This is a genomic window from Sphingobium anseongense (genome assembly GCF_037725245.1).
Classification (GTDB): Bacteria; Pseudomonadota; Alphaproteobacteria; order Sphingomonadales; family Sphingomonadaceae; genus Sphingobium.
In genome coordinates, this window is the sequence record NZ_JBBJUL010000001.1 from 292,150 (window position 1) to 303,404 (window position 11,255).

Annotated in this window: 11 protein-coding genes; 4 read left to right on the plus strand and 7 right to left on the minus strand. The window is 66.3% G+C overall.

Going from position 1 to position 11,255, the window contains the following annotated elements; all coding sequences use genetic code 11:
• Window position 1: 1 nt before the first annotated feature.
• The 6 genes from nirD to WG908_RS01445 form a co-directional block, all read right to left on the minus strand.
• Window positions 2-358 (minus strand): nitrite reductase small subunit NirD, encoded by a 357-nt coding sequence (gene nirD, locus WG908_RS01420; protein ID WP_340184762.1) that lies wholly within the window; start codon window positions 356-358, stop codon window positions 2-4.
• Window positions 355-2,820 (minus strand): nitrite reductase large subunit NirB, encoded by a 2,466-nt coding sequence (gene nirB / locus WG908_RS01425; RefSeq protein WP_340184763.1) that lies wholly within the window; start codon window positions 2,818-2,820, stop codon window positions 355-357. The genes nirD and nirB overlap by 4 nt, the downstream gene beginning before the upstream one ends.
• Window positions 2,821-2,855: 35 nt before the next feature.
• Window positions 2,856-4,064: a nitrate/nitrite transporter gene (locus WG908_RS01430; protein ID WP_340184764.1), complete on the minus strand. Its 1,209-nt coding sequence runs from the start codon at window positions 4,062-4,064 to the stop codon at window positions 2,856-2,858.
• A gap of 441 nt (window positions 4,065-4,505) precedes the next feature.
• Entirely contained in the window at window positions 4,506-5,738 is a 1,233-nt protein-coding gene (locus WG908_RS01435) for an ABC transporter substrate-binding protein (RefSeq protein ID WP_340184765.1), read from the minus strand.
• The gene (locus WG908_RS01440) at window positions 5,735-6,316 is read right to left on the minus strand and encodes an ANTAR domain-containing response regulator (RefSeq protein ID WP_340184973.1); all 582 of its coding nucleotides are present in this window, start codon (window positions 6,314-6,316) and stop codon (window positions 5,735-5,737) included. The genes WG908_RS01435 and WG908_RS01440 overlap by 4 nt, the downstream gene beginning before the upstream one ends.
• A 102-nt stretch (window positions 6,317-6,418) precedes the next feature.
• Window positions 6,419-7,165 carry an HAD-IIB family hydrolase gene (locus WG908_RS01445; RefSeq protein ID WP_340184766.1) on the minus strand — a complete coding sequence of 249 codons (747 nt, stop codon included), beginning with the start codon at window positions 7,163-7,165 and terminating at the stop codon, window positions 6,419-6,421.
• Between the two features lie 184 nt (window positions 7,166-7,349).
• Here WG908_RS01445 and modA point away from each other — a divergent pair, with 184 nt between their 5' ends.
• Genes modA through WG908_RS01460 form a run of 3 tightly spaced genes read left to right on the plus strand, consistent with a single transcriptional unit; the run spans window position 7,350 to window position 9,419 of the window.
• Window positions 7,350-8,108 carry a molybdate ABC transporter substrate-binding protein gene (modA, locus tag WG908_RS01450; protein ID WP_340184767.1) on the plus strand — a complete coding sequence of 253 codons (759 nt, stop codon included), beginning with the start codon at window positions 7,350-7,352 and terminating at the stop codon, window positions 8,106-8,108.
• A gap of 2 nt (window positions 8,109-8,110) precedes the next feature.
• A complete protein-coding gene (modB, locus tag WG908_RS01455) occupies window positions 8,111-8,812 on the plus strand; it encodes a molybdate ABC transporter permease subunit (protein ID WP_340184974.1) in 702 nt (233 codons plus the stop codon).
• Window positions 8,802-9,419 carry a molybdenum ABC transporter ATP-binding protein gene (locus WG908_RS01460; protein ID WP_340184975.1) on the plus strand — a complete coding sequence of 206 codons (618 nt, stop codon included), beginning with the start codon at window positions 8,802-8,804 and terminating at the stop codon, window positions 9,417-9,419. Before modB ends, WG908_RS01460 begins: the two co-directional genes overlap by 11 nt.
• Here the strand turns inward: WG908_RS01460 and WG908_RS01465 are convergent.
• On the minus strand, window positions 9,400-10,269 hold the full coding sequence (locus WG908_RS01465) for a metallophosphoesterase family protein (protein WP_340184768.1): 870 nt from the start codon (window positions 10,267-10,269) through the stop codon (window positions 9,400-9,402). The two genes, WG908_RS01460 and WG908_RS01465, sit on opposite strands and share 20 nt — an antisense overlap.
• Window positions 10,270-10,358: 89 nt before the next feature.
• Between WG908_RS01465 and WG908_RS01470 the strand changes: the two genes are divergently transcribed.
• Window positions 10,359-11,252 carry a diacylglycerol/lipid kinase family protein gene (locus WG908_RS01470; RefSeq protein WP_340184769.1) on the plus strand — a complete coding sequence of 298 codons (894 nt, stop codon included), beginning with the start codon at window positions 10,359-10,361 and terminating at the stop codon, window positions 11,250-11,252.
• The last annotated feature ends 3 nt before the right edge of the window (window positions 11,253-11,255 follow it).

An 11,255-nucleotide genomic window follows, 5' to 3' on the forward strand; every position in this document is an offset into this window, starting at 1 on the left:
CTCAGGCCGCGATCCTCAGTGTGGACTGGCGGCAGATCAGGACGCGGCCACCGCTGATCTTGACCGGAATGGTCGGCGTGCAGCCCTTGTCCTGGCCCTGCGCCTCCCCCGTTTCCAGGCTGATGACCCAGTTGTGCAGCGGGCACGCGACGCTGTTGCCATGGACGATGCCCTGGCTCAGCGGCCCCTTCTTGTGCGGACAGCTGTTGACCAGCGCATAGACATGGTCGCCGCTGGTGCGGAACACGGCGATCTCGCCCGCGCCCGCGACCGGCACGGTTCGCGCACCGCGCAGCGGTATGTCGGTGACAGGCCCGATGTCCAGCCATTCGGGGGCGATATGGTCGAGGGCGCTCATGCAAATGCTCCGGCAAGGGGACGGACCTGGGCAAGCGGCTGATGCAGTTCGCTTTCCGCGCCTTGTGCTCTTTCCGCCCACGGATCGTCCTGGCTGAAGCTCTGGCTGAACCAGAAGCGTGTCGCCAGCGCGTCGCGTCCTTCGGCATCCTCTAGCAGCCGAGCCTTGAGATAGTCCATACCCACCCGCTCGATCCATGGCGCGGTGCGCTCAAGATAGCGGGCTTCCTCGCGATAGAGCTGCACGAAGGCGGCGGCATGATGCATCGCTTCCTTCTCCGTGCCGACCTTGCACAACAGGTCGGTGGCGCGGACGTGGATGCCGCCATTGCCCCCGACATGCAGTTCATAGCCTGAATCGACGCAAACGACGCCGAAATCCTTGATCGTGGCTTCGGCGCAATTGCGCGGACAGCCCGATACCGCCATCTTGAACTTGTGGGGCATCCAGCTGCCCCAGAAGCCCTGTTCCAGCTTGACGCCAAGCCCGGTCGAATCCTGCGTACCGAAACGGCACCATTCGGAACCGACGCAGGTCTTCACCGTGCGCAGCGCCTTGCCATAGGCATGGCCCGACACCATGCCCGCGGCGTTGAGGTCGGCCCAGACGGCGGGCAGGTCCTCGCCCTTGATGCCGAAGATGTCGAGCCGCTGGCCACCGGTGACCTTGACCATCGGCGCGTCATATTTCTCGACCACGTCGGCGATCGCGCGCAGTTCCTGCGGCGTTGTCAGGCCGCCCCACATGCGCGGCACCACCGAATAGGTGCCGTCCTTCTGGATGTTGGCGTGCATCCGTTCATTGACGAAACGGCTCTGCTGATCGTCGACATATTCTCCCGGCCAGGCGCACAGCAGATAGTAATTGAGCGCGGGCCGGCAGGATGAGCAGCCGTCGGGCGTGGCCCAATGCAGTTCCTGCATCACCTGCGGAATGGCCTTCAGGCTCTTTTCCAAGATCAGCTTGCGAACATCGTCATGGCCAAAGCTGGTGCATTTGCACATCGTCTTCGGCCCGGCCTCAACCTCTTGGCCCAGCGTCAGCGCCAGCAGCGTTTCGACAAGGCCGGTGCACGATCCGCACGATGCGGACGCCTTGCATGCCCCCCGCACCGCGTCCAGGCTGGCCGCGCCGCCGGCGATGCAGGAAACCACCTGGCCCTTGCTGACGCCGTTGCAGCCGCAAATCTCGGCATCGTCCGAGAGCGCCGCAACGGCTGCCTTAGGGTCCGATTGCCCCCCTCCCGAGGCGAAAGCCTGGCCGAAGATCAGGGCGTCGCGGACATCGCTGATGTCCACCCCCTTCTTGAGCAGGTCGAAATACCAGTTGCCGTCACCCGTATCGCCATAGAGCACGGCGCCGACGATGCGGTTCTCCTTGACGATGACGCGCTTGTAGACGCCGCGCGATGCATCGCGCAGGACGATGTCCTCGCACCCTTCGCCGCCCGAAAAGTCGCCGGCGGAAAAGACGTCGATGCCGGACACCTTCAGCTTGGTCGACGTGACCGATCCCTTGTACGGACTGGGCGTCGCCACCAGCGCGTCGGCAAGGCTGCGGCACATGTCCCAGATCGGCGCGACCAGGCCATAGACATTGCCGTCATGTTCCACGCATTCGCCGACCGCCAATATGTCCGCGTCGCTTGTCACCATGTCGTCATCGACCAAGATGGCGCGATTGACCGCAAGCCCCGCCTGTTGCGCCAGCGCGACATTGGGGCGGATACCCGCCGACATGACGACCAGGCTGGCCGGGATATCCCTGCCGTCTTTCAGGCGGATACCCTCGACCTTGCCCTCTCCGTAAATCTCCGCGGTGTTGGCGCCGGTCAGGATGGTCTGCCCGCGCCCTTCCAGCGCGCTTTTGAGCAGCCAGCCGGCGCTTTCGTCCAGCTGCCGCTCCATCAGCGTGTCCATCAGGTGAATGACGGTGACCTTCATGCCCCTTAAGGACAGCCCGTGGGCCGCCTCCAGGCCAAGAAGGCCACCGCCGATCACGACGGCATCCCCCCCCAGGGACGCCGCGCGAACCATATGATCGACATCCGCCATGTCGCGGAAGGAAATGACGCCGGGCAGGTCGTGGCCCGGCACGGGGATGATGAAGGGGTTGGACCCGGTGGCGATCAGCAGCTTGTCATAACCCACGGTCGCGCCCGAACGGCTGGTGACGGTCTTGGCCGCACGGTCGATCGCGACCACCGGGTCCGACACGACCAGGTCGATGCCATGGTCGAGATACCAGCTGCGATCGTTGATGACGATCTGCTCGAAGCTCTTTTCCCCCGCCAGCACCGGCGAAAGCATGATGCGGTTGTAATTGACGTGCGGTTCCGCGCCGAAGATCGTGATCTTGTAGCGATGGGGATCGCGGGTCAGAATTTCCTCGACCGCCCGGCAACCGGCCATGCCGTTGCCGATCACGACCAGATGCTCTCTCGTGTTGATGCTGGGGGACATCGATTACCCTTTCTCTATTGTCTTTTAAGCGCCGGTCAGATCCGCGCGCCTTCCAGCGCGGTGGTCCAGGTGGCGCGCCAGCGTGCCTTGACCCCGACCATCGAGAAGAAGGCGACAAGGGCAAGGCCGGCGAAGATCAGGAAGCCCAGCTGCGGACTGCCGGTCCACTGCTTGGCAAGGCCCAGCGAAGAGGCGAGATAGAAGCCGCCGACGCCGCCGGCGAAGCCGACGAGGCCGGTCATCACGCCCATTTCCTCCTTGAACCGCTGGGGCACGAGCTGGAACACCGCGCCATTGCCGACGCCCAGCGCCAGCATGGCAAGGACGAACAGGCCGAGCGCCATGGCCACCGTGGTCGGACCGGTGCTGATCGCAATCAGCATGGCGGCAGCGAACAGATAGACACCCATCAGCGTCTTGGTCCCGCCGATCCGGTCGGCCAGCGCGCCGCCCATCGGCCGCACCAGCGATCCGGCGAACACGCAGGCCGCCGTGCAATAGCCGGCGATGACCGGGGTCAGCGCGAACTGGTCGGTGAAATAGATCGAGAGCGAAGCGGCCAGGCCGACGAAGCCGCCGAAGGTGACGCTGTAGAACAGCATGAACCACCAGGCGTCAGCCTTTTTGAGCACCGACATATAGTTGGCGAGGCTCTTGGGCGCGGGCGGATTGGGCGCATCCTTGGCCATCGCCATATAGATGACGAACACGATGGCGAGCGGGATCACGGCAAGGCCCAGCACCGCGTTCCAGCCGAACGCCTTGGCGAGCAGCGGCGCGAACAGCGACGCGAGCACGGTGCCCGAATTGCCCATGCCGGCGATGCCGTTGGCCGTCCCCTGATGTTCCGGGCCATACCAGCGGCTCGCTAGCGGCAGTGCGACGGCGAAGCTCGCCCCGGCAAAGCCCAGCACCACGCCGAGCGCGATCGTCGCGCCAAAGCTGTGCACGCCCAGCATCCAGGCGACGGTCAGGCCGACCATCACGATGACCTGGCCGATCGCGCCGGTCAGCTTGGGACCGATGCGGTCGACCAGCAGCCCGTTGACGATCCGCAGCACCGCGCCGGCCAGCGTCGGCACCGCGACCATCAACCCCTTTTGCGCGGCGTTGAGGTCCAGATCCTTGGCGATCATCGGCGCGAGCGGGCCAAGCAGCACCCACACCATGAAAGCGAGGTCGAAATAGAGGAAAGCGGCAAACAGCGTCGGGCGATGGCCCGCGCTCCAGAAACCCTTGTTCATTGAAATCCCTGACATGCGAATGGACGGAACAGGGGAACGCGACGCCCTCTTGCAACGGATGCAGGGGGGAGAAGGCTGGCGGTCCGACGGCGGTTGGAAGGCAGGCGATCCATTGCGGCGGCCATGGCGCGGCGATGGGCGAACGATGCCGCCCCCTTCGCTTCAACCATGATGCCGTTGCGTCCGCACATTGATCGCGATCCCTTCGAGCACAAAAAAAAGCCGCCAGAAACGCGATCCACGAGGATCGGTTCGGGCGGCGTCGTTGCCTGGTGCCACACACGTCCGGCTGGACGAGCGGGCGATGCGGACGGCCCGTCATTGGACCGATTGCATCTATGGATAGCCGGACTTCATCGCCCGACTGTCCTTAAACTGTCATTCTTGCAGGCAGTTGGCAAGGCCGAATTTTTCGCAATGCAGCATTTGCAATCGGCGTTGCTAAACTATTGGAATGGCGCGGGCGGTGGCTGCAAGCTGCTGCGCGGCATAGTCCATCGCCCGGTCGGGATCGAACAGCATCCCGTCGAAGAATCGATCCGGCCCCATGATGAGTCGACCGCTGACCGACGACGCCCCCAGCGGCCGGTCGATTGCGCCTTCGACCTTGGCGCTGGCATTGGGCAGGATCGCGCCGGTTCCCGCGAGCGCGGCGCGATAGACGTCCGGCCGGAACACGCTCACGGCGGCCTCGAACCCGGCGGCATCGAGCGGCGCGTGGCCCCATCGCACCATCTGCGAATAGAGCCACATCGCCTGGCTGCGCCACGGGAAGTTGGCCGCCTCGCGATGGAGGACCAGGAAATCGCGAATATGACGGACCGGCGCATCCCTGCGCGGCACCAGCCGGCCGGACAGGGCGCGCGCGATGATGTCGGCGGGCAGGCCGATATATTCCTCGCGCGCCAGCAATTTGGCGACGTCCCCCTGCTGCCCGCGATCGATGGCGAGCGCGCCGGCGGCATGCAGCGCGCGAATCAGCGCTTCCACCTCGGCGCGGCGTTCGTCCAGCAACGGCGCGCGAAAGGCGAGCAGCTTTTCGACGCCACGGTTCCATATGCCGCTGGTCGACGCCAGGATCACGCCGTCGCCCCGGTCCACCGCCACGCTGTTCCACGGCTCACCCACGCAGGACCCGTCAATGTCCCCCGCCGCCAGCGCATCGGCAACGGCGGGCGGCGGCACGACGATGATTTCGACATCATGGTCGGGGTGGCACCCACAGGCGGCCAGCCAGTAACGCAGCATGTAATTATGGCTCGAATAGCGATGGACGACACCAAAGCGCAGCTTGCGACCCTGGGCGGCGCGGCTGTGCGCGAGCGCGGCCAGCCGGTGCCCGATCGCGCCGACATCATCCCAGTCATCCTCGCCCAGCAGGTCGGCGATGGCGGTCGACACCGTTACCGTATTGCCGTTCAGGCCCAGCATGAACGGCGCGGCCAGCGGCACGGCGGGACGATCCAGCCCGAGCGAGGTCGCGATGGCGAGCGGCGCCACCAGATGCGCGGCGTCGGTGATGCCATAGGTCAGCCGGTCGCGCACCGCCGCCCAGGTGCGGTCGCGATGCAGCTCGATCCTCAGCCCCTCCTGCTTGGCCAGACCATATTCGTGCGCGATGATCGGCAGCGCGGCATCGACCAGGGGCAGGAACCCGATGCGGAACAGGCTCATCCTTCCCCTCCTAACAATGTCTCGGCCGTCACGAGCGCATCGGCAACCTCGGCCAGCCGTCGCCCACTGTCCATCGCCTGCTTGCGCAGCAGCGCATAGGCGGCGGGTTCATCGATGCCGCGGCGCTTCATCAACACCGCCTTGGCCTTGTCGATCGCGCGGCGGTCAGCCAGCGCCGACCTCGCTTCATGCAATTCGTTCTGCAACCGGGCAAAGGCGTTGAAGCGCCGCACCGCCAGCTCCAGCACCGGCTTGATCCGGTCCTTGCGCAGCCCGTCGACGACATAGGCGGAAATGCCCGCATCGACTGCCTCGGCGATCGAGCGTTCGTCCGACTGATCCACGAACATCGCGATCGGGCGCGACAGCGCGCGCGACAGCGCGAAGCTTTCCTCCAGCACGTCGCGGCCGGGATTTTCCAGGTTCATCAGCACGACGTCGGGCGACAGTTCGTGCAGCCGGCGGACCAGCCCGGTGCGCTCGACCAGCACAGTGACATCGGTCAGGCCCACTTCACGCAGGCCCTCCTCGATCACCGCAGCGCGCGCCGCGCTTTCATCGACCACCGCGATCTTCAGAAAACATCCCTCCTGGCGATTCGCCCCGGCATGGAGCGGCTCCGCATGAGCTTTGGAACAAGGCCGCGCTCCGGGGGGATGAGCGCATTCCCGCCGATAGCGCTATTTCTGGCAGGCGACAATCGCCGCGATCACGGCCAGCGTTTCCTGCGGATCGCGCACCCGCACCGTGTCCAGCCCCAATTGCTTGGCGGGATAGTCGTTGCCGCCCGGAAAGATCGCGTCGCCGATGAACATCATCGCGTCGAGCGCGATGCCGCTCGCGTCGCGCAGCTTCTTGAGGCCATAGGCCTTGTCGACGCCTTCGCGCGTGATGTCGATCGACGTCGCGCCGCCCATGTTGATCGACAGGCCCGGCAGGCGCGTGCGCAGGTCCGCCTGGATCACCTTGCGCTTGGCGAAATCGGGGTCCCAATGCTCCTTGGCCTCGATCGGCGCCTGCTGGCCGAGGGCCGAAAAGGTGATCTGGCTGCCGCGATCCTCGATCCGTTCGCCCCAGGTCTGCTCGGGCACGAACCCCGTCGCCTCCAGCGACGCATCGAACGCGGCGAAAATCGCCTGCTTCTGCGCCGCGTCGAACAGCTCGGCGAACACCGGCGACCAGGCGCCGTCGCGATGCGTGTATAATTTGGTCCCCGTGGTCGGCATCAGCCACAGCCGGGCGCGGTCCGCACGCTCGGGCAACCGGCTCGCCACCTGCTTTTCGAACTGTGGCCAGTCGCCGCCGGAAATCACCGCGACATGCGCGACGGCGAGCAGGTCGGCCAGCGCCTCGCCCATGTCCGTGCCCAACGGCTGCTTGCTTTCGGCCAGCGTGCCGTCGAGATCGAAGGCGACCAGTTCTTTCATCGGGAAACTCCACAATATCCGGCGACCAGCCGGCAGGATCAGATGGTTAGCCCCGGTCCCTAGCCATCGCGCCGACCGCAGACAAGCCGAGATTCCGTCCTGAATTCCGGCCGAAACTCCAGTGCGAACACCGTAGACGCAACCGCCTTGTGCGGGACCGGGCAAGTACGGCACAAGAGCCGCGATGATCCGATTCCTGTTGACCCTGCTGCTTGTCGCCCTGTCGTTCGCCCCTGCCAGCGCCGCCGAGCGTGGACCGCTGGTGCTGGCGGCGGCAAGCATGCAGGAAGCGATGAATGCCGCCGCCGACGCCTGGGCCGCGCAAGGCCATCCCCGCCCGATCCTGTCGTTTGCCGCCTCCTCCGCGCTCGCACGCCAGATTCAGGCCGGCGCGCCCGCGGACCTTTTCATTTCGGCCGATGAAGACTGGATGAGCGCGGTGGAAAAGGCCGGAGCGATTCGGCGGGGCACGCGCGCGAACCTGGTCGGCAACCGGCTGGTGCTGGTCGCGCCGGCGGATCGGCCGGTGCGCCTTGCCATCGCGCCCGGTTTCCCGCTCGCCCGCGCACTGGGTCAATCGCGTATCGCCATGGCCGATCCCGACACCGTGCCTGCGGGCCGCTATGGCAAGGCGGCGCTCGAACGTCTGGGGGTATGGCGGGCAGTCGCGCCAAAGGTCGCGCGCGCCGAAAATGTGCGTGCGGCGCTGGCGCTGGTCGAACGCGGCGAAACCCCGCTGGGCATCGTCTATGCGACCGACGCGCGCGCGTCGGCAAAGGTGCGGCTGGTCGGCTTCTTCCCTGCCCGAAGCCATCCCCCGATCCGCTATCCCGTCGCGCGACTGGCGCGCGGCCGCCATGCCGATGCCGAACCCTTTCGCCGCTTCCTGCTGTCGCGCACCGCTCGCGCGATATTCCTGGGCCACGGCTTCACCGCGCCTTGACCATTTTCGACCTGACGACCGACGACTGGGGCGTGATCGCGCTGTCGCTCAAGGTCAGCCTGGTCGCGGTGGGCGCCATGCTGCCGCTTGCCTTCGCGCTCGCCTGGGCACTGGCGCGCGGGCGCTTTCCCGGCAAACTGCTGCTCGATGCGCTGGTTCACCTGCCGTTGGTGGTGCCGCCGGTGGTGACCGGCTGGCTGCTGCTGCTGCTGTTCGGCGCGCGCGGGCCGGCGGGCGCCTGGCTGGAAAGCTGGTTCGGCGTCAGCGTCATGTTCCGCTGGACCGGCGCGGCGCTCGCCGCCGCGATCATGGCGATGCCATTGATGGTGCGCGCCATGCGTCTGTCGATCGAGGCGGTCGACCGCCGGCTGGAGGACGCCGCGCTGACGCTGGGCGCGGGGCGATGGCGCGCCTTCCTGACCATCACACTGCCCTTGTCGGTTCCCGGCATCGCGGCGGGCACCGTGCTCGGCTTTGCCCGGTCGATCGGCGAATTCGGCGCGACCATCACCTTCGTATCCAACATTCCCGGCGAAACCCGCACTCTCCCGCTCGCCATCTATGGCGCGTTGCAGGTGCCCGGCGGCGAAGGCGCGGTCGCCCGGCTGGCGATCATATCCATCCTGCTGTCGCTCGGTGCATTGCTGGCGTCGGAAATATTGGCGCGGCGCATGGGTGGGGGCCATGGCCGCCATGTCCTTTGAAATCAGCCTCATCCGACGCATGGGCGATCGGCGGATCGCGGTGGAGGTCCACGCCGGCCCCGGCGTGACCGCGCTGTTCGGCCCGTCGGGCGCGGGCAAGACCAGCGTCCTCAACATGGTCGCCGGGCTGTTGCGGCCCGACAGGGGGCGAATCGCCGTCGCCGGCGAAACCCTGTTCGACAGCACGGCGGGGATCGACCTGCCCCCTGCCCGGCGTCGCATCGGCTATATCTTTCAGGATGCCCGGCTTTTTCCCCACATGCGGGTGCGCGCCAACCTGACTTACGGATCGCACGGCCGCACCAGCTTGCTTTCGCTCGATGAAGCCGTTGATCTGCTAGGCATCGCGCCCTTGCTCGACCGCTGGCCAGCGACCCTGTCGGGCGGCGAGGCGCAGCGCGTCGCGATCGGGCGGGCGCTGCTCAGCGGCCCGCGCTGCCTGCTGATGGACGAACCGCTGACCTCGCTGGACGCCGCCCGGCGCGAAGAGATATTGACCCTGATCGAACGGGTGCGCGATCGCACCGCCCTGCCCATCCTCTATATCAGCCACGACCGCGCCGAAGTGGACCGACTGGCCGCGCACGTCATCGCGATGCCGCTTTAGCGGACGGCGAGTCATGCCCCACGGGTACGCCCCGCCATTCCCGCCCGTCAAAGCCGTAGCGGATATGATTGCCCCGCTGAAAGCTTTCGCCGGTCCAGGCGATGACCTGAAGCTCGACGTCATTGTTGCGATGGACATGCAGCCAGTTGAAGCTCTGCCGCTCATCGTTGCGAAACCGCGTCGATGTCGCGGTTCCCGCCTGCATCACCAGCGCCGGCCCCGCATGTTCCACCATCTTGCGCGCGGCCTGGGCATAGGTCTGGTGGAAATGCCCGGCCAGCGCGACATGAACGCCCGCGCCCGCCATCGCCATCACCGCGTCGTCATGCCGACCGACCGCTTCGCTCAGTTCCCCGCCCTTGCCGATCGGCATGGAGAAGAGCGGATGGTGCGTGACAAGGATGCGGGTCTTGTCCGGCGCCACATGAGCGAACCGGTCTTCGATCATGCGCATCTGGTCGTCGTTGATCCGCCCGTCCTTGAACGTCAGCGACCGGGCGGTGTTGATGCCGAGCACCGCCACCGACGCACTTTCGAACCAGGGGCAAAGGTCGTTGTCGATGAACCGCCGGTAGCGTCCCAGCGGCGACAGGAAGCGGCGCGCCACATTCCACAGCGGCACGTCATGATTGCCCGGCACGCACAGCAAGGGAAAGCCCATCGCCCGGATACGGTTCACATAGGCCGCCGCTTCGCGAAACTGCGCCACCCGCGCGCGCTGGGTCAGGTCGCCGCTGATGATGACAAGGTCGGGCTGGTGCTTGAGCAGCCACGCTTCGGTCGCGGCCACGACGCGCGGATCGTTGGCGCCGAAATGAATGTCGGAAAGATGGGCTATTCGCGCTGTCATGCCGGTTGAACGAGCAGGACCCACCACGGTTTCACGCCGCCGCGCAAGAAAGGCGGGACCCAAGGGGCCGGCACGGTGTTTGTTGGGACATGGAAACAAAACCCCTGCCGCGGCAAGCCGTCCTGATCGTCAACGCGCGCTCGCGCCGTGGGGAAGCGCTGTTCGAACAGGCCCGCGACAAGCTGGGGGCGGCCGGCATCACCCTTATCGCCGCGCATGGCGTCAAGGACCCGAACCGGATGGCGCCCACCGTCCGCGACGCGATCGCATCGGGCGCGCCGATGGTGATCGTGGGCGGTGGCGACGGATCGCTGTCGGGCACGGTCGATGAACTGGTGGGCAAGCCCTGCGTCTTTGCGGTGCTGCCGCTCGGCACCGCCAACAGCTTCGCGCGGACGCTCGGCCTGCCGCTCGACCTTGACCGGGCGGTCGCGGCGATCGCCACCGGCCGCCGGCGACGGATCGACCTTGGCATGATCAACGGCGATTATTTCGTCAATGCGGCCTCCATCGGCCTGTCACCGATGATCGGCGAGACGGTGCCGCACAATCTCAAAAAATATCTCGGCCGCATCGGCTATCTTGCATGGGCCGCCAAATGTTTCTTCAGCCTGCGCCCCTTCCGCCTTTCGATCAGCGACGAAACGGGCGAAAAGCGGATGTGGGCGACCGAGGTACGCATCCTCAACGGACGTTTCCATGGCGGCGTGGAATTGTCCGATGACGCCGATGTCCAGACCGGCGACATCATGATTCAGGCCGTGACGGGCCGCAGCCTGCTGCGCCTGTCGGCCGACTGGTACGCCAAATTCTTCAGGCTTCGTTCGCGCGACGCGCACACGGTCGAATTCACCGGCCGGGAATTCCGGCTCGACACACGGCCGCACCTGCCCATTTCGATCGACGGCGAAGTGCTGGCGCGCACCCCTGTAACCGTGAAGGTCGCGGCTGCGGCCATCGAAGTGGCCGTGCCGCGCGCCTGAACC

Excerpts from the sequence above, each read along its gene's own strand:
- nirD (WP_340184762.1), bottom strand. The coding sequence starts at position 358 with ATGAGCGCCCTCGACCATATCGCCCCCGAATGGCTGGACATCGGGCCT.
- nirB (WP_340184763.1), bottom strand. The coding sequence starts at position 2,820 with ATGTCCCCCAGCATCAACACGAGAGAGCATCTGGTCGTGATCGGCAAC.
- WG908_RS01430 (WP_340184764.1), bottom strand. The coding sequence starts at position 4,064 with ATGAACAAGGGTTTCTGGAGCGCGGGCCATCGCCCGACGCTGTTTGCC.
- WG908_RS01435 (WP_340184765.1), bottom strand. The coding sequence starts at position 5,738 with ATGAGCCTGTTCCGCATCGGGTTCCTGCCCCTGGTCGATGCCGCGCTG.
- WG908_RS01445 (WP_340184766.1), bottom strand. The coding sequence starts at position 7,165 with ATGAAAGAACTGGTCGCCTTCGATCTCGACGGCACGCTGGCCGAAAGC.
- modA (WP_340184767.1), top strand. The coding sequence starts at position 7,350 with ATGATCCGATTCCTGTTGACCCTGCTGCTTGTCGCCCTGTCGTTCGCC.
- WG908_RS01460 (WP_340184975.1), top strand. The coding sequence starts at position 8,802 with ATGTCCTTTGAAATCAGCCTCATCCGACGCATGGGCGATCGGCGGATC.
- WG908_RS01465 (WP_340184768.1), bottom strand. The coding sequence starts at position 10,269 with ATGACAGCGCGAATAGCCCATCTTTCCGACATTCATTTCGGCGCCAAC.
- WG908_RS01470 (WP_340184769.1), top strand. The coding sequence starts at position 10,359 with ATGGAAACAAAACCCCTGCCGCGGCAAGCCGTCCTGATCGTCAACGCG.